This window comes from Halomonas sp. FeN2 (genome assembly GCF_020595105.1).
Taxonomy (GTDB): Bacteria; Pseudomonadota; Gammaproteobacteria; order Pseudomonadales; family Halomonadaceae; genus Vreelandella; species Vreelandella neptunia.
In genome coordinates this window covers 4,623,189-4,643,235 of sequence record NZ_CP074200.1, presented here as the reverse complement: position 1 = coordinate 4,643,235, position 20,047 = coordinate 4,623,189, and the positions used below count along the sequence as shown (strand labels likewise).

Genomic DNA, 20,047 nt, shown 5'->3' with positions numbered 1-20,047 from the left:
GCAGGTGCGGGCGCTGGGTTGTGAGAGGGCTAGTCGCTGTGGATCAGCCGTTGATAGCGGTAAACCTCTCGCCAATACACATAGCGACCAGAACTAGCCACCGGATCGCCACGCTCATATTCCAATGGCGAAACCGCCTCGGAACCCAACTCCAACCCTAAGAGCGCTGTACTGATCACTTGGCGTTGGGTATCTATTTCGCTTTGCGAGGCAACCAGTACAATGGCGACTTGCTCAGTAACGGTTTGAGAGACCTCAAACGTTGCCAACGAATTAGGGGCAGCGAGGCTAGTGACACGATGCACAAAAGACGCCGGTGTTGTGATGTGGCTACTGGCTAACGTGGCACACTGCAGTTCGAAATGTGCCCGATACTGGCGTTGATCAAATTCGTAATCCGTTGCCGCATCGGTGATTTCCCAACTCTCATTACCGGCATGGTCGGCCACTCGGTCTATCAAAGCGGTGGTCATCAAGCGAAGTGGGTCAAAGTCTTTGGCACGCAAGCTGAGCACATAGGTGTCAACACGGCCCAGCCGGTAACCATCCACTTCCACGCTAGACCACCCTGCTAGCTGGTAAACGCCGTTGGTCTCTGGAGCGTCCGCCGGCAGATTGAGCGGCCATAATTGACCGCTCACCACCGGGTCTACCAACGCCACCAGGAAGGGAGCCGTGTCAGCACGGCTGGGATCGGCCTCGCTGGATTCGCTCGCGTGAATACCTGCAGCTCCGAGGGCACTGACGATCGTGCTGATCATGAGATAGCTCCACGCTGGCGTTGCTTATCTAAGAAATTACCCAAGCCTTTGTAAAAGCGTGTCGTCACCCCACTGGAGTGCCGGGCCAACGCTGGCTTCATAAAGGGTTGAGCTTTGATGCCAGGGGATTCATAGCTGTAAAACACGTAGCGGCCATCCTGGCGACGCGCACGGTGCCCTTTCAAATTTCGCTTTACGCTGCGATATCCAGGGTCAACGCCGTGTTCTACTAAGCGCGCTATATAGTCCTGCGAGTAGCCGTTTACTTTCCTCACCGCACCCAGAAACACGCCCTGCTCTTGAGCAGGAATGCCGTACAGGTTCTTTAAGCGCTTACTGAGAACACGCCTACCCAGCGACTGCTTGAGATCACCCGTTAGCACCGCGACGTTGGCTTTCATGTCCGGCACGATCGGCTTGGCAACTTCCTGCAGCCCAGCGCGCAATGCGCGGTTTTTCAGCCCTTCCTCTAACAGCTTGAGCTCTTCCTGCACGGCCTTCAGCTGTGAAGGCGAAAGCGAAACATCAAACCCACTCATGGCACATCAGCTCCAGTTCGCGCCGGCGGCCACCTAGATCAATCGGGCGCCCTTCCAGTTGGTAGGTAACACCGCCATGGCGAAGGCGCAGGGTTTTGCCTGTAGCAGCGGCAATGTCTGCCCTGTACCTGATGCGAATACGGGCAGTGGTTTCGGCGTTGGCCTCTTGGGCTGCGAATAGGGTGCGACCGCGTAGCTGTTCAACATCAGCCCATACCTCCTGACCTACTTGCCAGGCGGTTGGGGTAGCCCCTGAGGCTGTACGCTCACCTTCTGCCCACCACTCAAGCGTAACGCGGTGTCTTAATCGTCCGGCTCTCATACTGGCTGCACCACGTAGTAATCTAACAAACCATCAAGAAACTCTAACTTCGCCACAATGGTGCCGGTGACGACTCGTTCACGATGTTCATAGAGAGATGCTGCAGTGGCTACAATCCATTGCCGTATAGGCGCTGGCACCGCTTCTGGCTCAATGCCATAGCCTGCCTTGTAAACCACGGTCACCACGCCTTCAAAGCGATCGACAGGATCAACGCATGGTGACTCACCCAGCTGAGCTATCCATTCACTTTCTAGCAACACGCCACGGTCATCGCTAACACTTACCACTTCCAGTGCAGGCCAGCGGCGCAGCTCTACTGCGCCGCCTTGGGGATTTCCCCGTTGCCGCCAGGTTTGGGTGATCAGTGCGCGACCTGTGATTTGCTCGGCTTCCTGCCGCGCGGCCATGATGAGCCGCGACACCATGTCGTCATGCTCATCATGTTCGATTACGGCCTGCACCTTGGCCTCAGCCACACTGACCGGCTCGACCGATGGCGGCTCAACCAGTGTGGAGCGCATCATTCGATCACCGCTTCTTCTTTGGCCGAACCGTTGCGCGCCTTACGAGCGGCGGCGATGGCCTTGGGGTTGATGTCGCCTGCCTTGCGGGCTAACAGCGCCGCGACCTCTGTCCCCGGCAACTTAGGGGTTTGGCCCGGTCGGTAGTCTTTACCGCCAATAGTTTCATCCCGCAGGATTAATACCGTTTGGTCGGGCAAGGGCTCATCGTCGGCAGGTGGCTCGGGCATTGCTTGGGTGGTACCGGCATCGGCCGTTGTTGAAGTTCCTGCGCCGGTGCTGGTTAACTCGGAGGCGGTACCATCATCGGCAGGTGCCGGTGGTTCGGGCGTTGCTGAGGTGGTACCGGCATCGGCCGCTGTTGCGGTTTCGGCGGCAGTGCTGGTTGATTCGGGGGTGGCCCCTTCATCTTTAGATGTTTCATCAGCATGGCTCTTTACCTCCGCAGTCTGAGTGGTTTTCTTCGTAGACATGATGTGCTCCTAGCAGTGACAGGTCAGCGGGGCGCGGGGCCCCGCGATGGGTTTAGGAGGCAGCGCACTGGAAGTGCTTAACCGCTCCGCCAATATCCATCAAACGGCCACCAGCCCGCATAAAGGCGAGGAAACCGACCTGGCCTTTTTCGGTGTACTTGGAGTCCGTCATGCGGAACAGCTGAACCTGCATTACGTCGCGGATGATGTACTTCTGGAAGTCACCAAACAGCAGCGGCTTATTGCCCGCGCCCAACTTGGGCATGTTCTGATTGATGGCATAACCATAACCCGCCAACGTATCCGGCTCTTTAGTGGCCACACCGGGTACCCAGATCGGGCGGTCATCCGCGTCTTTAAGCTTCTTCAAATCGCGAAGCGTGTGGTCGTGGAACATCCAGCGGCAAGTAGACATACGGTAAGCCGGGTCTACGCTGTGCTCAGTGTCCACCAGGTCGTCATAGGTAATGGCCGATGTTTGACCGGTTGGCGCAATCTTTCCGCTTTGTGAACCGGTCAGAACGCCGTGAGGCTGGCCGACGCCGGAACCCACCGTAAACATCCGATTGGTAATACGGCCTAGGCGTTGGTTCAGCAAATTACGGATGTGCGCTTCAATATCGATCTGGCTGTCTTGCAATAGCTCAAACGGGATAGCGATTGACTTGGAACTGAACTTGTAGGTGTTATGCGGAAGCGTACCGAAGCTAGTATCACTTGAAGTGACCTGCTGGTTTTCGCCGACGATCTCACCCTCTTCCGTGGTGGCATCGGTGGTGGGCCAGTTGATCCCCACGCCGCTAGCGGTCTGGATGACCTGAGACACTTCACGCATACCGCCAAAGGCTTTCAGCGCCTGCAGTAGCTCGCCACTAAACTGATCGGGCGCAAGGTAACCACCTTCGCTACCGGTACCGGTGCTCATGGCGTTTTGTATCATCTTCTGGCGAAGCTGGTGAACGTGCTGCCGTTCTTCATCATCTAGGCCATCAACGCCATTGCGCATCCAGTTACGGAAAATCTTTTGCTCTTTCTGTTTTACGTGATTGGCTTCATCGGTTGAGATGCCGTCACGGTTAGCACGATCTTCAATGCGGTGCTTATCTTCCGCTTCACGATCCAGCAAGGTTTCGTGCCGCTTGATCTCAGCATCGTAGTTATCGATGTTGCCAACCAGGTTGTCGTACTTTTGCTGCTGGTCATCACCCCACTTGTCGCCAGGGTGCTTATCCAACAGTTCGCGGCACTCTTTAGCCGCTTTGGTGCGCTGCTCCCGCAGGTCTTGAATGCTCTTGGGCATGGTGTTTCTCCTAGGAAAAAAATACCGCCCGTAGGCGGTTTGGTGAATTGGCTAGCGGGAGCCCGCTATTGCCGTTCTAACAGTGCCAGGCGACGCTCCGCCTGTTCACGGTTATAGTGATCTTCAACTGTCGGTGGCTTGGTCAGCGCTGCCGGTGCGTTGGCATAGGCCGCTAGGTTCCAGGCGGCACGGTTCGATTTGCGGTCGGTCTCAGTGATGGAATCTACGAAACCGTTCTCTTTGGCTTCCTCAGCAGTGAACCAGGTTTCAGCTTCCATCCAGGCAATTAGCTGCTCACGGCTTGCCCCGGTGCGTTTTTCGTAATCGGCCAGAATGCTGTCATCCACTTTGGCCAGTAAGTCGATCTGCTTTTGGTGATCACCTTTATTGCCCATGGTGAGCGTCCAGGCTTCGTGAACCATGAAGAAGCCGCCAGGGGTGATCTCTACTTCATCGCAGGCACCGGCGACGTAAGTGGCGGCGGAAGCGGCAAGCCCCTCGATATGGCAAATGGTTTTTGCTTTCACCTGGGTTAACGCGGTGGCCATGGCGCGACCTTCAAAGACATCCCCGCCTGGGCAGTTCATCCGCAGGTGAATAGTGCTGACATCAAGCCCGCGTAGCTCTTGCACGAACTGGGCAGCGCTCACGCCGTACCAATCGCCTATGGCGTCGTAGAGATAGATCTCGGCTTCATCGCCATCCACAGCCACTTTGAAGTCACGGGGGCGATTAACGTTATCTATAAACAGCTGTAACAGCTTAGGCATCGGCATTGGTTTTCCCCTCGGGATTGTAGAGCTTGTCGCCACCCTCGATCGGTGGCAGGTTCTCTTTTGCCCGTACTTCGTTTTGCGTCATAAAGCCGGGGTTTTGTGTTCCACCTAGCGCGCCCTTGTAGTACTCAGAGCGAGTCTTAGCGTCACCACGCAACAAGGCAGCCACGTTAAACTCGGCAAAGTGGCGGCGATCACGGAACAGCTTTCGATTGAGTTCCTGCACAGCTCGCGTTAAGTGGGGCTGAAGGGTGTAGATGATGAACCCCAAGCCCATCTGCTCCAGGCCACTGCCCCAACTGGTGGACTTCTCATTGGCGTTAATCATCCAACCCGGCAAGCCAAAAGCGCGGGCGATATCCGTCACCTGGAATTGCCGTGCCTCCATCAATTGCGCATCCTCTGTACTCATGGTGATTTGATGCACCTGGGCGCCGCCTACCAACATGCCGGGTAAATGCGCATTGGCTGTACCGGTGTGGCGCTTCAGCCAGTTGTCACGGATACGGTCGATCTGTTCTTGAGTCGGCGTCTTATCCATCGTAATCACGTGGTCAGGCCGTGCTCCGTTCGAAAAGAACCGGGCGCTATACTCTTCCGCCGCCAGTGCAAGGCCTATGCCCTGCTTAGCGGCTAAGCCAATCACAGAGGGGCTGCAAATGCCGTTAAAGCCAACGTTAGGTAGGTGGAACACATCGTCTTGATCCAGCCCTTTGTAGCCAGGCCCTGCTGATGACGTGGTATCGAGTTGGGCGTGGTAGCGCAGCCGACCATCTCTTTTCTCAATGATGGTTTGGTTGCGGGCTAACGGCTCGATCTCTACCACTTCACCTAATCGATTACGCTTGAACCAACCCAGGCCATCGCCACGCAATAGCATTGAGGCTATGAGGAATTCCCACATTGACGCTGATGTAAAACCAGGGCCTGCCTCTTGGTTTAGTATCCACCAGAGGTCGTGATCAATACGGCGCTTACCGGTAGCGGTTCGCTCATAGATATGCACCGGCATGGTGCCCACCGCACCGGCTAACATGCGGACGCTGGCGTAAACCGCCGTCACTCGCATGGCGGTTTCAGGCGTAACCGCTGGGCCTGCAAAGCTGGGGTTAACTTGAAACAGCTCCATCATGCCGTTGTAGTCGGAGCTGCTAACGTTAGATTGGCCCTCGGTTGCGTTGTTGAATGCCGGCGTGACGGTTGGCTCTTCGCGCACCGCCGGCCCGGCGTTATTGCCTGTCAGTCGGTTTAGTAAGTTGCGCACGGCATCTCCAGTCACAGCAAAATAAAGTCAGGGTCGCCACCGTCGTCATCGATTTCGCCTAGCGTTAGCGATGTCGCCATCACGGCAGCAACGATGCCGTCCACGCGGCCGGTGGATTTACGTTTATCAACTTTGCGGTTGCCCGCAGGGTCTTCCTGATACACCGCGTTAGCCGCGCACCAGGTCAGCACCGGATGCCCGGTGTGCCGCATCTCGACGTTGATTAACCGCCGCTCGAATTCATCCACCGCCGGCGCCATGGTTTGGAAGCCTTGGCCGCAGCTGACCAGCGGCGGCAGCGTGACGCCTTCGTCATCAATCAGTGAGTTGAGGTCTTCGATTCGCCAGCGGTCGTAGCCAATGCCTTGCAGGTCGTACATCGCCGCGATCTCTGACAGCTGATGCAGCACGTGCCGCTTGTTGATCGCCTTGCCTGGTGTCGTGAGCAAGTGGCCCCGCTCTTGCCAGAGCGTGTAAGGAACGCGGTCTTTTTCCGCTTTGCGCACCAAGCCTTCTTCCGGCAGCCAGAAGTAAGGGATCATCCGCCATACCGGGTCATCCGGTACCGGCTCAAACAACAGCACTAGCGCGGTTAAATCCTGGGTACTCGATAGGTCTAGGCCCGCGTAGCAGCGGCGGCCTAGCAGGCTATCGTGATCAAACTCTTTGTCTTGAGTGGCAAGCCAAGCATCGCGACTGATCGCCGGGTTGTCTGCCTGCACCCACATGCAGAAGTTGAGGCGCTTAACAGTGGCTTCTTTGCTGGGCATGCCCCGCGCCTGGGTCACCTGCTCGCGCAGATACTTCAGGCCGGGGATGCCGTAAGCCAGTGACGGGTTGGCCTTGTACCAGCACTCTTCGTTATCAAAGGGGTCGTCTGTTTCATCCAGGCAGCAGACGAAGCCAAAGAACGAATCGTCTTCCAAGCCACCACTGGCGACCTTGAGCGCGTAGTCGTGGTAGTCCCAGCAAACTGAAAGCCGGTCGGTACCGGAGTTGGTGATCATGAAGATCAACGCTTGCTCGCGGCTCTTGGTACCGGCCCGCATCATCTCAACAACTAGCGGGGTTTTGTGTTCGTGGATTTCATCCAGCAGCGCGACGTGTGGCCGGGGGCCTGATTGCCCATCGTCAGCTGCCACCGTGCGAAAGAAGCTGCTCGTTTTGTGGAAGGCTAGGTTGTACTCCTTGCCCACCGCGCCTGACTTGACGATACGCGTGGCGAGCAGTGGAGACTGATCGACCATGGCCACCGCGTCGCGGAACAGGATTTGCGCCTGGTCTTTCTTCGTCGCCGCTGCATAGACTTCGGCGCGCTCTTCACCATCAGCCACTAAGCCATAGAGGCCAACGCCTGCAGCAAGTGGCGACTTACCAGAGCCCTTTGCCGTTTCCACGTAAGCAACGCGGAAACGACGCCAGCCATCTTCCGATTTCCAGCCGTAAAGGCTACCGACGATGAACGCCTGCCAGGGCAAAAGGTGAAACGGCTCGCCTTCGAAGCGCCCACCGTTGAGGCGCAGCACATCTTCAAAGAATCCGATAGCGTGGTTGGCCGCCTCAAGATCCCAATACAGCCCGCGGGCTTCGCCTTCTTCTAGATCGCGCAGGTGCCGAGCGCAGGCATTGCGAACTTGGGGCCCCGCAATCAGCTCCTCATCAACTACCGCTTGAGCAAATGCCGTCGCACGATCTTCACAGACCGTATTTGGCGGCGGTTTCTTTTTGCTCATTGGGGAACAACTCTCCTTGATTCACTTGTCCGGTACCGAGTTTGGCCCGGGCGCTGGGGTTCAAGCCGAACGAATCGCCTGCTTTTCGCATGCGTTCCTCAGCCCGGTTGGCCAACTGCATCCAGGCGCTCATCTGCTTGTAGCCACTGGGGGTCACTTCGACCATGCCGCGGTCTTCCATCTCGGTGATTTTTTCCCGAGCTACCTTCCAATCGCCCCACGCCTGGCAGTAAACAGCCAGTTCAGCGCGGTCGACCTTGGTGATGAGCCCCAGGATTTCGAGGTCTTTCACGATGCGGCGCCACTCTGCCTTGGCATCTTTAGTCAAAAACGCGGGGCACGGCGGCGCTTCAACTTTCAACTGGAGCGCATTGCCACCGTCTTGCAGATCGTGCGCGCCTTTCTTACTCGGGTTGCCGCGTAACATGTGGACGTTCCCTGGCAGCGGGCGGCGTCCGGAGTTCTTATTGCCAGCCATGGGAACCTCCAGAAATTGAAATTGGTCGGCATTAAACCGATGAAATGATAGGCTTCAGGTAACCCCACACCGATATACCCCCCTCCCATTTTTCCCGCTTGCACAAGAAAAGGGGGCTGATCGGTCTAGAAGCGAAAAGCCCTGAACTTTTACCTCCCCCCACCTAGAAAATGATAAAAACTCTCATTTACAGCCAAAACAGGCAAAAATGCGGCTTTAAGCCCAGTGATGATGCGGGTCGGCGGGCAATCCATCAGCATCGCAGCCAGGCAGCGCGCCGCCCTTCTCAAGCCGTTGCTTGTCGATGTCGTGGCACGGCTTACAAAGCCCTTGCCAGTTCGACCGTCGCCAGAACAGCTTCAGGTCGCCTTTATGGGGCTTGATATGATCGACAACCGTAGCGGCCGTAACCCTTCCCCGGCGTTGGCAGAACACACAAAGCGGGTTCTCACGAAGGTACTCTTCACGCGCCTTCTGCCACTTGTAGCCATAGCCACGTTGAGTCGATGAGCCACGCTGCTTGTCGTAGTTACTCACTGCTCGCCTGCCGAACCCGGCTTAAGCAACAGCTGATAGACTGATTCACGGTCAGCATTCGCCCGCCGGCGCAGTGATTCATAGTCGGCCAGCAACTGAAGTAGGTCGCGGTTGTGCGACACACGGCGCTGTGGCTCACTCAGTGGCGTCAGCAGGTGCGGCGGCACTTCCGGCATCACGAGCACCGGTACTGTCACCATCTTCGGGGAGGTCGAGCACCCAGCTGCTAACAGCATCAGGCACAGGCTGCCCAGCCCAATCGCTAGTCGTCGCATCGTCTCTCTCCAGTTGCCGTGCCGTGTGGCGCATCATGTCCACCAGTTCATTGTCTCGCTGCAGCTGCTTGTCACGCGTGGCGAGCACAGCGCTCAACGTCTCCATCTGCTCACGCTGCCAGCGCTGGTGTTCCTGCAGGATCTCTACTTGATCGTGTGCACGCGCTAATCGGCTTTCAGTCACCGATAACTGCATGGCATAGTCACGCGCCTGCATGCCTGCAAAGATCGTGATGCCTAACAAGCCAGCAATAGCCCAGCCAGATAGGTTGCCCAGAATCCGCTTAATCATTTCAGCCACCGCCCGAGGATCTTCTCGTAGAGTTCATCCGCTCGATTGCCAAACCACTCAGTCCCCTTGAACGCCACTACCGCGCCAAGGGCGGCAGCAAGATCAACCGGCAGGCCGAAGTAGTGCAGCACTGGGAAAGCGGCCAAGGTTAAGCAGCCACACAACATGGCTTCCAGCCAGCTCTTGCTGACGCGATTGCCCGCGTGCAGGCTGCGTAGCATGCCCACTAAGAAAGCCAGACCTGCCGCGTAAAGCTGAGGCCAAGCGGTGGCGACATACGCAAGCAACGCCTGCCATAAGTTAGGGTCACGTCCCGGCATTGGATGACTCATTGTTTGATGAATTTAGGGTCACGCCGCCCGCGCCGCGTCCGCGATCACGTCCGCCACCGCCTCAACCAGTTCGTTGTAATGCCGCTTGAACTGGTAGAGATCGTTAGCGTTCGAGAGAAAGAACAACTCAAAGATGATGCCGCCGCCACCGCTCACAAAAGCGAGTCGCTCGTGGTACCCCGCGTTCTCAGGCTTAGCACCACGATTAGCAATGCCCAACAGGTCAGCGGTCACACGGCAAAGCTCAGCGCCCAGCGGCTTGTTATGAGCGCGGGATAATGTCTCAACGCCAGTAGCACCAGGGCCACCACCGTTGGTATGGAATTCAATCGCGATCTCGAAACCCTTAGCGATCTGCACTGCCTCACGTAACGGCAGGTTCTCACCCGGCTCGCCGTCCAGGGCATGCTGAATGCCTAGGTGCTTCAGCCGATCGCTAACGTCATCGCGGAACAGTTGAACGATGTCCGCTTCCTTGTAGCCGTTAGCAACGATCCCCGGCACCGTGTCGCTATGCCCAGCAGAGAGCATTACCGTTGTGCGCTGAGGTGGCCGTTGGGGCACCGCGTTAACGTGATCAATCCACCGCATGCCCATTGGCCTACCTCCAAAATTAAAATGCCCCGCATAACCGAAGCTATGCGAGGCACCGCCCACCACGGACGGGAGCACTGGTTGTCAAGCGCCCAAAAAAAAGCCCCAGCGGTTAGGCTGGGGCTTCTAGGTGGAGACGCATCTATCAGACGGTAGCTGAATAATGGGCCTCCACTCCGGTGGCATCAAGGGGTCGGTAATGCCAAACCTTCAATGTAACGGGTTCATCCTGGCGTCATACAGACATAAGTGGGTGTCAGGCCCGTTTATATCGCTTGTGACTCTCCCTTAGAGCTTGCTTAAGCTCGTAGTGCATGCGATGCAGGCGATCGTAGTAGGTGCTTTCAGCAAGCCCAAGGCGCTCGCCTTTCGCATCGTTATACCCATTCCAGAGGTAATGCTCATGGGCCAGCACCTGATACTCAGCGCTCAAACTATTCACGGCCTTCTGCATTTCCCAAGCCGCATCATCCATATCACCCAAGCCAAGCAGATCACGCGAGCCCTTAGGGCCACCGCTAGGCATCACACCGCCAAACTCGGCAAGGCGTCCCAGAGGTGAGCATTGACGCATTCCCCGCCCTTTCAGTTGATCCGCCCAATGCTGCAGCAATTCGTCTATTTCCTTGATCATCATGCCCCCTGTCTGACTGTCTGATTACCTGTCTGAATATCTGTCTGATAGTTTTTATCTTGCTTATTAACTACTTACTTCATTCTTCAGACATTCAGACAGTAATATATAAAGGTTGTCATGTGCGTACGCGCGCGCATGGGCTATCCGGTAAAAGTCTGTCGGACTGTCGGAAACCGCATAGCGGCGGGATTCCTGCGTCTGAAAGTCTGTCTGATAGTCTGTCTGACTGTCTGACTCATAACCCAGTATCCTCATGCTTCACTTCCACCTTGAAACGGAACGCCCGCGCCTGCTCGCTAGCCAGGTCAGGCCAGCCCGGCTTGCCAACCTTGTCCACATATTCAGGGGGCACAAACAACCTGGTCGTTTTGAATGGGCCAGAGCTAGCCGGATAACGTATATCGCGCCGATCCCTCAGCATGTCCCTAGCCACTTCATCACAGAACCACCGCTGCTTGGTCTTAAACTCATTCGTGTTCTCGCACCATCGTAAGAAGGCCTTCCAAAGGTCGGGCACCGCCACCACCCCATACGGCAAATCTAGATCACCATTCCGCCACTCATGGATGAAGAACCGGGCCGGCGAAAGGCTGGAATCTATTAACCGTTGCTTAGCATCGGATAGCGGCGGCTTGGTGTGCGCCTTGAAGTCAGCCAACGGCAGGTTCAGCAGGTAGTGATAGAAAGACTCGACACCACCGTTGGCGATCTCCTCAGACAAGGCCTCAAAGTATTCAGGCGGTGGCACATCTTCCACATGCAGCACGAAGTAGCGTCGATCGCCCAGGTCGAGCTCCAACGGTACCGTCGAGTTAGAGAGAAAAACGAAGTTTACATGGTTGCGCTCACTGCGCAGCGGCATGTTCTTTTCATTGATCTGGAGTTCATCACCGGTCACTACATGCTTGAGAACGCCCTTGTAATGCGCCTTCTCAGCCCTGCTCACGACCTCCTCAGCCAGCGCGAACAACCGCCGCGACTGCCACCCGGTGAACTGGCTTTCCAGCTGGGCCTGCCCGATCGTCACGCCGTACTCACCATAGATCCGCTTCAAGATGCCCTCAAACAGCAACGACTTACCCGTACCTTCCGCACCGTGAACCAACACGGCGCTGGCCATCTTGGTACCCGGCTGCTGCAACGGCAATGCCATCCACTTCAGCAACCACCAGAACTCAGCATCACGTTTGCCACATAGGCGGTAGATATGCGCCCTGATTAGCTTGCAACCTTCATCACTTCTCGGGTCAGGCTCCATCTTGAAACCGTCATAAAGGTTCACGCTCAAACGCGGGTCGACCTCCTCGGTAGGATCGAACACCACCTCCTCGGCAATCATCCGCCACGGGTGATCCTGCCACTCTTTGAACGTCTCCCGGCCAACTGCCTCACGAACATGAGGTACGCGTATCAGCTTGCCGCGCATACCATCCCAGACCAAATCCGTGCCATAGATCAGCCGGAAGTGATTGAGCATGTCATCTTTGCGAATGCGAACGCCGTAAGGGTTCTCCTCCTGCCCCTCCTGTGGGTGAGTGGGCGCGATTTCCTGCCCTTGATCTTTTTCACTGGTACCGCACTCCAGAGAGGGGGCGATGGGGAGAGGTTGACGACTATCGTTCGCCGCCTCAACCGCAGCAAACAACTGTTGCCTAACAGCATCCAAGCCCTCAGCAACATGCAAGTCATTCCAATCTGCCATTACGCGGCCTCCTGACTCAGCTGGGGAAACACCGCCACGGCATGCATGGCTTGCGCGATCTCCTCGGCTTTCTTACGGCCGGGGTTATCCTTCACTTGCGGGTCATCATCGCCACACACCACCAGCGTCGCCCCCTGATACAGCTGGCCTAGCAGCGGTACCACACGCTGTAGGTTGCCAGCATCCATCGCCACGGCCACCGGCCAACCGGTGGCCATGTGAATGCTAGCCGCTGTCGCGTAACCCTCAGCTACCGCCACTATCTGCGATTCACTACCGGCGCCGATCCGATGCCAGGTACCCGACTTGCGACCATATTTAGGAAAAAGCTTGGTACCGTTAGGCTTAATCACCTGAATCGAAACCACCTTACCGTTTACGTCGCGCAGTGGTACCACCACATCGCCTTGCTGAATTCGCATAAAGGAAATGTGATCCGGCCTTGGCTGGGGTAAATCATCAAAAAACCGCTTCACTTCCATACCCGGCCAAACGTCCGCCCTTTGAGCCTGGTCATCGATACTAATCACCACCGAGCAACGCGGGAACCACACGCCGAACGCCTCCACCTGCTTGGCATCCAGGTAAGCGGATTTGCCCTCACGTTGGCAATGCTTCTTGATGAAGTGGCGGCACGCCATGGCCACCGTTTCACGCATCGCCTCACGGCGCTTTTCATCGGCCTCGATCTCAGCTTGGCGAGCCTTGCGCCTTTCCTCTTGCTCAGCCTTCATTCGCTTCCGATCGTCAGCGCTCATCTCCTTACGCTCACGCTTCCAGCCATGCTGACCCGCTAGCTTGATGATGGTACCCAAGCGCACGTGACCCGCTTGCAGGCTTTTCCAAACACTCTGAGCATCCTTCGCGTTATAGCTATCGCCGCCTTGGCTCCATTCATCCCACGCAAAAAAACCGTCATCACCGTATTCGGTTTTGACGGCATTGCCGATGTTCACCCAGGTATCACGGTCATCGGCGGGGATATGCGTTAACGCCAGGCGCAGTTCATCCATCGTTAAAAGATCATGCTGCATGGGGCACCTCCCCAGCAACGCAACCATTAAAGGGTGGGCACTCATAATGGTCATGAAGTAAGCTTTGAGTTGCGAACACCAAGCCCACTACACAAACCAAGGAGTGCCCATGACAACTGAACGTCGTGATCCACCACAACGGCCGGTTTATACACCACCGCCCGATACTGGCCGGGGTAAAGCGCAGGTACCAACTTCCAAGCGCCCGCAACCCAAAGGTCAATAATAAATCGCCTGAGGAGGCAAAATGGATACAGAGCAAAGCATTCCACGTACGCGAGACGACATGGAATGGGAACTTAGATTCGCCATTTGCCTTCTCAGCCGATACCGTAATCTGGCACGAAATGCTGATTTGGCATTGACTTTGATAACTCTGATTGGCCTGACCAGTGCAGCTAGTTCTCTTATAAATAGTGACAGCAGTGCCTTGCTTGCTAGCATCGCTGGTGGACTGCTGACCATGACCAGCATATTGCAAATTGTTTATAAACCGGCAGAAGCTAAGGTACACGCAGCAGTCAGCCGAAAAATGTATACCGACTTGTGGAGCGAGACATATCACATCACGCATGATGAGTTCGATAGACAACTCATCAAGCTCCATGGAGAGGATATTGGTGTGGTAGAAGGCTTGAGGCTTGTTGCTGAGATCGATACCGCTCGTCAGCTGGGCCTTAAAGATAAAAAGCTTATCAAGCAACTCACGCGCTGGAACAAATTTCTGCGATTTTGTAGCTAAGGCAGCCACATGAAAAAGAAATCTTCTAAAAAAAGATATAGACAGATAATCGTTACAGCAAAGGCCGTTAAAAGACGGGCTACTGCTAAAAAAGCAAAACGCCAGATGCCCGGTGGCAAAAGACCTGGCCCCAGAAAATGAATCTGATGAGAGAGTCATAAATGATTGCTTTAAAGTGCACGCAGGCATGTTCAAGCACTCATTCGGGCGCCCATAATTATGAGTTTTTGTGATTAACATCACCGCCCCTCCATCGCTGTCTGACACTCAACACAAAACTGCACCCCCGGCAGCGCCTCACGCCGCGCCGCTGGGATCGGCTCATCACACTGCTTGCAAACCGCACGGCTAGAAAGCGAAGAAGGCGCGCACTGCTGGCGAGCCTTCATTGCCTGCTCTAACCGCCACTCAATGTAATCGTTCGCGATATCGGCCTTATCCATCGTTAGCATCCCCATCAAACCGCTGAGCGCTCACCAGCAGCCCCTGCAGGGCACTAATCAACTGACCTTTCAGCTTCTTAAGCTCCGAGACTTCGCTAGCGGTATACACACCGTCTTTACGATGCTCGCTAATGCGGCTCAACAGGTCAGAGACACGGCTCGACATATCCGCCACTGCCTCCATTAACTGCTGTTCGCTGCTGTCGTTCGTCGCTTCTTGGTACTCGAACCAATGGGCACCAGGTACCAACGAAAGCAATGAATCAAGAATGCGCGGGTCTCTGGTCGCTTCCAGCACGTATTCCAGATCATCAAGCGACAGCTTGTGCGACTCAGCATTGGGATTAAGGCTGTGCTGCAGCGTGGTGGCAGGCACCCCATAAATTGCGGCAATCGCCTTGCCGCCACCGGGGTAATCACGCGCCGCATGATAGAGGGATAAATTAAGGGGCAGGATTTCGCGCTCAGCGCGATCCTTTGAGGTGGGCCAACGTTTAGACATGGCATTACTCCCGTTCCTATGCCATGCGCAACAGCTCCCCAGTGGTGTATGATGGGAACTGTAGCGCAAGGGGCTTTATTGGTTTGCTCTCTTGCGTTGCAACAAGTCCAGTGAGGGATCGGTCTGTGGTGGGCAGACCCTCATTGGCATCCGCTGGGTAAGTTGCTTTCGAGCAGCTTATCCAGCACCTCTAGCGAATCGCTAGGCGGCCTTACTTATCAATTCTTCTTCAGTGACGCCGTAGTGCATTAGCACCTCCAGCAATGAAACTTTCCCATCACTTGCATCAGCTAACTTGCGCATGTAACGCAAAGAAGCGGCCTTGCGAGCTTTCAGCACATGCACCCTAAGGTAGCCGGCAGATGTACCTACTCGTTTAGCATATGCTTCGATCGGTCTTTCACCTTCGATACTCGCCTGATCCAGCTCACGAAGATAATCATATAGCGTCATAACGACCTCGATACTACCCATATGGTATTGGACTATCAATACCTCAATGCTCGTTTACCTTTAAGGTAATGTCAAGGAAACTTGGAGGTATGGACATCAAAACTACGCGCCGCATGCGCGTCCAAAGCCTGATTAAAGAGCGTGACCTAACATTGAAGGCTTTTGCCGATAGAATCGACAGAAGCCAAGGTCAAGTAAGCGCGATTGCTGGAGCCTCTGCCCATAAGGGTATTGGTGACGCTTTAGCACGTCATATAGAAAATTGCTTACATCTGCCTCATGGATATCTAGATCAGCCATTCACAGATAACAATGCTTCAGTAATCACTACAACCACCTCACGCCAGCTACCTGTGCTTGGTCTAGCATCGGCCGGGAGGCTCATGGAAAACATTCAGGATGCCAGCGTAAGTGAATATGTCGTTGCGCCAGGCCCTACTGGCCCGCACGCATTTGCATTGAGAATTGAAGGGATCAGCATGGAGCCACGCTTCCAGGAAGGTGACAAGATCGTTATCGATCCTGACCTTGAGTGGAAAAATGGTGATTTCGTTTACGCTATGCGTATTTCAGATAATCACGGCACTTTTAAGCAGCTTCGTTGTGAAGATGAAGAAATGTACCTCTGTGCGACTAACCCTAGCTTTGAGCCTCGTTACACCCGTATGGATGGGGAATGGACTATTTTAGGTAAGGCCCGCTGGCGTGTAGAAGACCTATAAGGAATAACAATGGCTCGTCCAAGAGTATTTATTAGCTCCACCTATTTTGATTTAAAAAACGTACGCTCAGACCTAGAACGGTTCATTAAGGAAATAGGCTATGATCCAGTACTTAATGAACGGGGGAACATACCATACGGCAACCAATCAGAGCTTGAACAGTACTGTTATAAAGAAATCAATAATTGCGATATATTGATTTCAATAGTTGGAAGCAGGTATGGAACTGGATCGCGTCTTCATGATGCATCAATATCTAACCAAGAACTAAAACAAGCAATTGATTTAGGAAAGCAAGTATATATATTCATTGACAAAACAGTTCATGCAGAATTCAGGACGTACGAAAAAAACAAAAAAAATGAGAACATACAGTATGCTGCAGTTGACAACCCGAAGATATACAAGTTCATAGAGGAAATTAGCAGTTTACCAATAAACAACAATATCGCTGGCTTCGAAACCTCAAGTGACATAATTTTTTACTTGAGAGAACAATGGTCAGGCCTGTTTCAAAGACTTCTTAGCGAGGAAGCAAAGAAAAAAGAACTACAAGCAATTGAAGATATTAAATCAGCAGCTAAAACTCTAGAGCAACTAGTAACATTCCTAACTAATGAACGAAAAGAAACTGACTCAACAATTAAAGAAATACTTCTTTCAAACCACCCAGCATTCTTGTCTATAAAACAGAAATTATTGATTCCATTTAGAGTATATTTCACAAACCTTGCTGAGCTTAACGAATTATTGTCTGACAGGGGATTTGTAGACATAAATATTCCGGGAATAGGGGAAGAAACAGATTCGCTCGAATGGTGCGATTTTGGATCAAATAAACTGATGACAGTAAAAATTAGCAATGATTTATTTGATAGCCAAATGAAACTAAATATTATCACTCCTGAAGAATGGGATGACAGCTGGGTGCAGGTACATGTACAGACACCTAGACGCCTAAGAGATGTTTCTGCCAAAACAATTACATCAGATTTTGATGACGAAATACCTTTCTAAATACCCAAAAGGTATTTACATAACACCTTTATGGTACTAGTCTAGCTCCTACACGCCCACCACGTGTAGGAGAAAGCTATGCAAACCAATACCCAACCATGCCGGGTGTACATGCACCCGGCAGCAGGTAACAGCCACATCGCCATTCAGGCCATGCAATACGTCACAGGGCGCGTTGCCGCCCGCCTGGCTGGTAACAAATCCCGCACGATCTATCTGCTCACCCCTGAAGAAGCGGCCCGCTATCGCCGTCAGGGCGGTGCAGCATGAGCACTATCGCCCACCTCCCCGCTACCAGCGTGCTCACCCAAGCGCACCGCGACGCCATGGCCTACATCCAAGAGCTGGCGATCACGATCAGCCAGCAAGGCACCTATGCCGTTCATGCGTACTACTCAGGCATTGCCCACGAGTTCACGGTACACGTACTGCTATTCAGCGAGATAGAAAAGGGTAACTTCAAAGCGCCCACAGTCATCAACGTATACCTACCGGGGCGCTGCTCTTGGATGGGGGCTCACGCGCTTCAAGAGCTGCAGGCAACGGCACGCGTACTGGAAGGTTTCCTAACCCCAACAACAGGAGACGCCGCATGAACGCCCCCCAACACCCACAGGCTGTCCGCGTACTCGGCAAGCGCTACACGCTCAAAGAAGCCGCCGCGCTACTCGGTACCGGCCATATCACCCTGTGCAAGAAGCTACGCGAGCTAGGCATGCTGGACGCCAACAACATAGGCACCCGCCCTCACACCAGCAGCGGGCGCCTATGCGTTGAACTTAAAACCTTTGAGCACAGCGGCTTGGGTACTGAAAAGCCTTACGGCAAAACCTTGGTAACAGAGCGTGGCCTGCTCTACATCGCCAATCGCCTCAACATCAAGATCCAGCGCGAGGCGGCCAACGATGAGTGAGCCGATGCCCGAGTGGGGAGAAGCCCTACCCGACACCAGCACCGTGGGGCTGCTATATCAACAGTTCGAGCGCGTCCTAATCCCGCTGGACGATGTGCGCGTGGCCTACTTCCGCAACCTCAACTACGAGACGTTCAGGCGGGCACTGCGCAGCTACCGCGTACCGCTGCCGGTGGTCACGCTAGACGACTCGGAAAAGGCGACGCCCTACATCTGCATTTACCAGCTAGCCGCACTGATCGAACAGCGCGCCATTGCATCCGCACGGCAGCGGCGAGTGATCTTCACCACCACTAGCGTTGATGCGCAGCTGCGCCAAAGCATGATCGACGCGGTACCCATTACCCAGTTTCGCGATGTGGCAGAGGCCACGCCGAAAAACCAGGCCTAACGGCCAACACCACCACGCAATAATAGAGGAAACCAATCATGTCGACTCAATCCACAAGCACCGACATCAACGCCCTGCTGGACGACCTAGACGCGGGCATCTTCCGCGAAAAGCTAGCCCGCGCTTTGAGTGATGCCGCCGCAGGCTGTGTTCAGCACGGCAAAGCCGCTGACGTCACCATCAAGTTCAGCCTGAAACAGATCGCGGACAGCTCCCAGGTCGATTGCGCCCACAAGCTCAGCTATGTGGTACCCACCGCCAAGGGCAAGCGCTCTGAAGAGAACACCACCAAAACGCCGCTGTATGTCGGCAAAGGCGGCAAGCTCACGCTGTTCCCCGAGAACCAGGGCAAGTTCGACTTCCAGCCGGAAGGCCAAGGCACCACCCAGCGCGCCTAACCAGCGTACTGGCACACCCAAAACCCACCAACGCAAACCAATGCAATAAGGAATCCCCATGGATCACCAAGCAATCGACAAAATCCAGCAGCTAGTCCACGCCGCCATGATCGGCGCACCAGGCACCGACGTGCCCACGCTGCTGGTACCGGATGGCTATACGCTGGCGTCGTTAGAGCAATATCAAGAAACGCCCTTCCGCTTCCGCGGCGCTTTCGCTACTAGCTCGATCGAAGACTATGGCCACTACGTTAACGCCGAAGATGAATCCCGCGTGTTCGTGGATATCGACGCCATGCGCGCCAAGGCGTTCTTTGACCTAGGCAACCCAGCAACACCAGGCCATGGCGAGCACACCGCCAGCCTACGCCTAGAGAAAACCGGTGCCTATGAAGCCTGCCTACAAGCTAACGGCTCAAGCTTTGCGCAAAAGGAATTGGCCCACTGGATCGAGGACTGGCACCACTGCATCACAGGGATCGACAGCAACGGCGAAGACCTCACCGCCAAACAGCTCGCCAACGCCGTGCGCAAAATCGAGATCAAAGCGACCTCCGAGCGCAGTCATGAAGATGGCGACTGGAACACCAAGCGCTCAGGTATGGACGCACTGGATGCCAGCGCAGGCGATGCCACGCCAGATATCATCCGCTTCCACTGCGTGCCTTATGAGGGCCTAGCCTTCCGCACGTTTGAAATGCGCGTTTCGATCCTGACCGATGACATCAAACCCAAGCTAAAGCTGCGCATCATTGGCTTGGAAACCGCCCAGGAAGAAATGGCGAAAGAGTTTAAGCAAGTGCTGACTGATGAGCTTGAAGAAAACGCCACGCTCTTGTTGGGCTCATTTAGCAAGCAATAACCACACCCGCACGACCACCCCCGCCGCTACC

Annotated in this window: 30 protein-coding genes; 9 read left to right on the top strand and 21 right to left on the bottom strand. The window is 54.8% G+C overall.

From position 1 onward, the window contains the following. Nucleotides 1-29: 29 nt before the first annotated feature. From KF947_RS21400 to KF947_RS21315, 18 genes are all read right to left on the bottom strand, one after another. Entirely contained in the window at nt 30-761 is a 732-nt protein-coding gene (locus KF947_RS21400) for a hypothetical protein (RefSeq protein ID WP_227405053.1), read from the bottom strand. Next, complete coding sequence (locus KF947_RS21395) at nt 758-1,300, bottom strand: HK97 gp10 family phage protein (RefSeq protein WP_227405052.1); 543 nt, start codon at nt 1,298-1,300, stop codon at nt 758-760. The genes KF947_RS21400 and KF947_RS21395 overlap by 4 nt, the downstream gene beginning before the upstream one ends. Next, nucleotides 1,287-1,622 (bottom strand): phage head closure protein, encoded by a 336-nt coding sequence (locus KF947_RS21390; protein WP_227405051.1) that lies wholly within the window; start codon nt 1,620-1,622, stop codon nt 1,287-1,289. The genes KF947_RS21395 and KF947_RS21390 overlap by 14 nt, the downstream gene beginning before the upstream one ends. Then, nucleotides 1,619-2,149: a head-tail connector protein gene (locus tag KF947_RS21385; protein WP_227405050.1), complete on the bottom strand. Its 531-nt coding sequence runs from the start codon at nt 2,147-2,149 to the stop codon at nt 1,619-1,621. Before KF947_RS21385 ends, KF947_RS21390 begins: the two co-directional genes overlap by 4 nt. Further along, complete coding sequence (locus tag KF947_RS21380; RefSeq protein ID WP_227405049.1) at nt 2,146-2,619, bottom strand: hypothetical protein; 474 nt, start codon at nt 2,617-2,619, stop codon at nt 2,146-2,148. Before KF947_RS21380 ends, KF947_RS21385 begins: the two co-directional genes overlap by 4 nt. Nucleotides 2,620-2,671: 52 nt before the next feature. Next, nucleotides 2,672-3,919 (bottom strand): phage major capsid protein, encoded by a 1,248-nt coding sequence (locus KF947_RS21375; protein ID WP_227405048.1) that lies wholly within the window; start codon nt 3,917-3,919, stop codon nt 2,672-2,674. A gap of 65 nt (nt 3,920-3,984) precedes the next feature. Then, the gene (locus tag KF947_RS21370) at nt 3,985-4,695 is read right to left on the bottom strand and encodes a head maturation protease, ClpP-related (RefSeq protein ID WP_227405047.1); all 711 of its coding nucleotides are present in this window, start codon (nt 4,693-4,695) and stop codon (nt 3,985-3,987) included. Beyond that, nucleotides 4,682-5,959, bottom strand: coding sequence for a phage portal protein (locus tag KF947_RS21365; protein ID WP_227405046.1), 1,278 nt, complete (start codon nt 5,957-5,959; stop codon nt 4,682-4,684). Before KF947_RS21365 ends, KF947_RS21370 begins: the two co-directional genes overlap by 14 nt. Nucleotides 5,960-5,970: 11 nt before the next feature. Next, nucleotides 5,971-7,692: a terminase large subunit gene (locus KF947_RS21360; RefSeq protein WP_227405045.1), complete on the bottom strand. Its 1,722-nt coding sequence runs from the start codon at nt 7,690-7,692 to the stop codon at nt 5,971-5,973. Further along, entirely contained in the window at nt 7,655-8,170 is a 516-nt protein-coding gene (locus KF947_RS21355) for a phage terminase small subunit P27 family (protein ID WP_227405044.1), read from the bottom strand. The genes KF947_RS21360 and KF947_RS21355 overlap by 38 nt, the downstream gene beginning before the upstream one ends. Before the next feature lie 216 nt (nt 8,171-8,386). Next, nucleotides 8,387-8,707, bottom strand: coding sequence for an HNH endonuclease (locus KF947_RS21350; protein WP_227405043.1), 321 nt, complete (start codon nt 8,705-8,707; stop codon nt 8,387-8,389). Then, a complete protein-coding gene (locus tag KF947_RS21345) occupies nt 8,704-8,883 on the bottom strand; it encodes a hypothetical protein (protein ID WP_227405042.1) in 180 nt (59 codons plus the stop codon). Before KF947_RS21345 ends, KF947_RS21350 begins: the two co-directional genes overlap by 4 nt. Then, entirely contained in the window at nt 8,843-9,274 is a 432-nt protein-coding gene (locus tag KF947_RS21340) for a hypothetical protein (protein WP_227405041.1), read from the bottom strand. Before KF947_RS21340 ends, KF947_RS21345 begins: the two co-directional genes overlap by 41 nt. Then, complete coding sequence (locus tag KF947_RS21335; RefSeq protein ID WP_227405040.1) at nt 9,271-9,594, bottom strand: phage holin, lambda family; 324 nt, start codon at nt 9,592-9,594, stop codon at nt 9,271-9,273. The genes KF947_RS21340 and KF947_RS21335 overlap by 4 nt, the downstream gene beginning before the upstream one ends. Nucleotides 9,595-9,624: 30 nt before the next feature. Then, on the bottom strand, nt 9,625-10,203 hold the full coding sequence (locus tag KF947_RS21330; protein WP_227405039.1) for an N-acetylmuramoyl-L-alanine amidase: 579 nt from the start codon (nt 10,201-10,203) through the stop codon (nt 9,625-9,627). Between the two features lie 253 nt (nt 10,204-10,456). After that, nucleotides 10,457-10,834 carry a hypothetical protein gene (locus tag KF947_RS21325; protein WP_227405038.1) on the bottom strand — a complete coding sequence of 126 codons (378 nt, stop codon included), beginning with the start codon at nt 10,832-10,834 and terminating at the stop codon, nt 10,457-10,459. Nucleotides 10,835-11,072: 238 nt separating this feature from the next. Continuing rightward, a complete protein-coding gene (locus tag KF947_RS21320; protein WP_227405037.1) occupies nt 11,073-12,539 on the bottom strand; it encodes a primase-helicase family protein in 1,467 nt (488 codons plus the stop codon). Continuing rightward, a complete protein-coding gene (locus KF947_RS21315) occupies nt 12,539-13,573 on the bottom strand; it encodes a PriCT-2 domain-containing protein (protein ID WP_227405036.1) in 1,035 nt (344 codons plus the stop codon). Before KF947_RS21315 ends, KF947_RS21320 begins: the two co-directional genes overlap by 1 nt. A gap of 247 nt (nt 13,574-13,820) precedes the next feature. Between KF947_RS21315 and KF947_RS21310 the strand changes: the two genes are divergently transcribed. Next, a complete protein-coding gene (locus KF947_RS21310; protein ID WP_227405035.1) occupies nt 13,821-14,315 on the top strand; it encodes a hypothetical protein in 495 nt (164 codons plus the stop codon). Between the two features lie 239 nt (nt 14,316-14,554). Here the strand turns inward: KF947_RS21310 and KF947_RS21305 are convergent, their stop codons facing one another. The 3 genes from KF947_RS21305 to KF947_RS21295 form a co-directional block, all read right to left on the bottom strand. Further along, nucleotides 14,555-14,758, bottom strand: a complete 204-nt coding sequence (locus tag KF947_RS21305; RefSeq protein ID WP_227405034.1) for a TraR/DksA family transcriptional regulator — start codon at nt 14,756-14,758, stop codon at nt 14,555-14,557. Then, entirely contained in the window at nt 14,751-15,260 is a 510-nt protein-coding gene (locus KF947_RS21300) for a phage regulatory CII family protein (protein ID WP_227405033.1), read from the bottom strand. The genes KF947_RS21305 and KF947_RS21300 overlap by 8 nt, the downstream gene beginning before the upstream one ends. 201 nt (nt 15,261-15,461) lie before the next feature. Continuing rightward, nucleotides 15,462-15,713 (bottom strand): hypothetical protein, encoded by a 252-nt coding sequence (locus KF947_RS21295; protein WP_227405032.1) that lies wholly within the window; start codon nt 15,711-15,713, stop codon nt 15,462-15,464. Nucleotides 15,714-15,802: 89 nt separating this feature from the next. On the opposite strand from KF947_RS21295, the gene KF947_RS21290 reads away from it, so the two are divergent. The 8 genes from KF947_RS21290 (at nt 15,803) to KF947_RS21255 (ending at nt 20,016) form a co-directional block, all read left to right on the top strand. Further along, nucleotides 15,803-16,435 carry a LexA family protein gene (locus tag KF947_RS21290; protein ID WP_227405031.1) on the top strand — a complete coding sequence of 211 codons (633 nt, stop codon included), beginning with the start codon at nt 15,803-15,805 and terminating at the stop codon, nt 16,433-16,435. A 9-nt stretch (nt 16,436-16,444) separates the two neighbouring features. Then, the gene (locus KF947_RS21285; protein ID WP_227405030.1) at nt 16,445-17,452 is read left to right on the top strand and encodes a DUF4062 domain-containing protein; all 1,008 of its coding nucleotides are present in this window, start codon (nt 16,445-16,447) and stop codon (nt 17,450-17,452) included. A gap of 78 nt (nt 17,453-17,530) precedes the next feature. Continuing rightward, nucleotides 17,531-17,722, top strand: a complete 192-nt coding sequence (locus tag KF947_RS21280; RefSeq protein ID WP_227405029.1) for a hypothetical protein — start codon at nt 17,531-17,533, stop codon at nt 17,720-17,722. Next, nucleotides 17,719-18,048: a hypothetical protein gene (locus tag KF947_RS21275; RefSeq protein ID WP_227405028.1), complete on the top strand. Its 330-nt coding sequence runs from the start codon at nt 17,719-17,721 to the stop codon at nt 18,046-18,048. Before KF947_RS21280 ends, KF947_RS21275 begins: the two co-directional genes overlap by 4 nt. Then, nucleotides 18,045-18,365, top strand: a complete 321-nt coding sequence (locus tag KF947_RS21270; RefSeq protein WP_227405027.1) for a phage antirepressor KilAC domain-containing protein — start codon at nt 18,045-18,047, stop codon at nt 18,363-18,365. Before KF947_RS21275 ends, KF947_RS21270 begins: the two co-directional genes overlap by 4 nt. Next, a complete protein-coding gene (locus KF947_RS21265) occupies nt 18,358-18,756 on the top strand; it encodes a pyocin activator PrtN family protein (protein WP_227405026.1) in 399 nt (132 codons plus the stop codon). Before KF947_RS21270 ends, KF947_RS21265 begins: the two co-directional genes overlap by 8 nt. A gap of 38 nt (nt 18,757-18,794) precedes the next feature. Beyond that, on the top strand, nt 18,795-19,154 hold the full coding sequence (locus KF947_RS21260) for a hypothetical protein (protein ID WP_227405025.1): 360 nt from the start codon (nt 18,795-18,797) through the stop codon (nt 19,152-19,154). A gap of 58 nt (nt 19,155-19,212) precedes the next feature. Further along, nucleotides 19,213-20,016, top strand: a complete 804-nt coding sequence (locus KF947_RS21255; protein ID WP_227405024.1) for a DUF2303 family protein — start codon at nt 19,213-19,215, stop codon at nt 20,014-20,016. The last annotated feature ends 31 nt before the right edge of the window (nt 20,017-20,047 follow it).

Excerpts from the sequence above, each read along its gene's own strand:
- KF947_RS21370 (WP_227405047.1), bottom strand. The coding sequence starts at position 4,695 with ATGCCGATGCCTAAGCTGTTACAGCTGTTTATAGATAACGTTAATCGC.
- KF947_RS21380 (WP_227405049.1), bottom strand. The coding sequence starts at position 2,619 with ATGTCTACGAAGAAAACCACTCAGACTGCGGAGGTAAAGAGCCATGCT.
- KF947_RS21305 (WP_227405034.1), bottom strand. The coding sequence starts at position 14,758 with ATGGATAAGGCCGATATCGCGAACGATTACATTGAGTGGCGGTTAGAG.
- KF947_RS21335 (WP_227405040.1), bottom strand. The coding sequence starts at position 9,594 with ATGCCGGGACGTGACCCTAACTTATGGCAGGCGTTGCTTGCGTATGTC.
- KF947_RS21355 (WP_227405044.1), bottom strand. The coding sequence starts at position 8,170 with ATGGCTGGCAATAAGAACTCCGGACGCCGCCCGCTGCCAGGGAACGTC.
- KF947_RS21295 (WP_227405032.1), bottom strand. The coding sequence starts at position 15,713 with ATGACGCTATATGATTATCTTCGTGAGCTGGATCAGGCGAGTATCGAA.
- KF947_RS21375 (WP_227405048.1), bottom strand. The coding sequence starts at position 3,919 with ATGCCCAAGAGCATTCAAGACCTGCGGGAGCAGCGCACCAAAGCGGCT.
- KF947_RS21260 (WP_227405025.1), top strand. The coding sequence starts at position 18,795 with ATGTCGACTCAATCCACAAGCACCGACATCAACGCCCTGCTGGACGAC.
- KF947_RS21320 (WP_227405037.1), bottom strand. The coding sequence starts at position 12,539 with ATGGCAGATTGGAATGACTTGCATGTTGCTGAGGGCTTGGATGCTGTT.
- KF947_RS21315 (WP_227405036.1), bottom strand. The coding sequence starts at position 13,573 with ATGCAGCATGATCTTTTAACGATGGATGAACTGCGCCTGGCGTTAACG.
- KF947_RS21400 (WP_227405053.1), bottom strand. The coding sequence starts at position 761 with ATGATCAGCACGATCGTCAGTGCCCTCGGAGCTGCAGGTATTCACGCG.
- KF947_RS21395 (WP_227405052.1), bottom strand. The coding sequence starts at position 1,300 with ATGAGTGGGTTTGATGTTTCGCTTTCGCCTTCACAGCTGAAGGCCGTG.
- KF947_RS21390 (WP_227405051.1), bottom strand. The coding sequence starts at position 1,622 with ATGAGAGCCGGACGATTAAGACACCGCGTTACGCTTGAGTGGTGGGCA.
- KF947_RS21280 (WP_227405029.1), top strand. The coding sequence starts at position 17,531 with ATGCAAACCAATACCCAACCATGCCGGGTGTACATGCACCCGGCAGCA.
- KF947_RS21270 (WP_227405027.1), top strand. The coding sequence starts at position 18,045 with ATGAACGCCCCCCAACACCCACAGGCTGTCCGCGTACTCGGCAAGCGC.
- KF947_RS21275 (WP_227405028.1), top strand. The coding sequence starts at position 17,719 with ATGAGCACTATCGCCCACCTCCCCGCTACCAGCGTGCTCACCCAAGCG.
- KF947_RS21300 (WP_227405033.1), bottom strand. The coding sequence starts at position 15,260 with ATGTCTAAACGTTGGCCCACCTCAAAGGATCGCGCTGAGCGCGAAATC.
- KF947_RS21325 (WP_227405038.1), bottom strand. The coding sequence starts at position 10,834 with ATGATCAAGGAAATAGACGAATTGCTGCAGCATTGGGCGGATCAACTG.
- KF947_RS21255 (WP_227405024.1), top strand. The coding sequence starts at position 19,213 with ATGGATCACCAAGCAATCGACAAAATCCAGCAGCTAGTCCACGCCGCC.
- KF947_RS21360 (WP_227405045.1), bottom strand. The coding sequence starts at position 7,692 with ATGAGCAAAAAGAAACCGCCGCCAAATACGGTCTGTGAAGATCGTGCG.
- KF947_RS21345 (WP_227405042.1), bottom strand. The coding sequence starts at position 8,883 with ATGCCGGAAGTGCCGCCGCACCTGCTGACGCCACTGAGTGAGCCACAG.
- KF947_RS21340 (WP_227405041.1), bottom strand. The coding sequence starts at position 9,274 with ATGATTAAGCGGATTCTGGGCAACCTATCTGGCTGGGCTATTGCTGGC.
- KF947_RS21330 (WP_227405039.1), bottom strand. The coding sequence starts at position 10,203 with ATGGGCATGCGGTGGATTGATCACGTTAACGCGGTGCCCCAACGGCCA.
- KF947_RS21310 (WP_227405035.1), top strand. The coding sequence starts at position 13,821 with ATGGATACAGAGCAAAGCATTCCACGTACGCGAGACGACATGGAATGG.
- KF947_RS21265 (WP_227405026.1), top strand. The coding sequence starts at position 18,358 with ATGAGTGAGCCGATGCCCGAGTGGGGAGAAGCCCTACCCGACACCAGC.
- KF947_RS21385 (WP_227405050.1), bottom strand. The coding sequence starts at position 2,149 with ATGATGCGCTCCACACTGGTTGAGCCGCCATCGGTCGAGCCGGTCAGT.
- KF947_RS21285 (WP_227405030.1), top strand. The coding sequence starts at position 16,445 with ATGGCTCGTCCAAGAGTATTTATTAGCTCCACCTATTTTGATTTAAAA.
- KF947_RS21290 (WP_227405031.1), top strand. The coding sequence starts at position 15,803 with ATGGACATCAAAACTACGCGCCGCATGCGCGTCCAAAGCCTGATTAAA.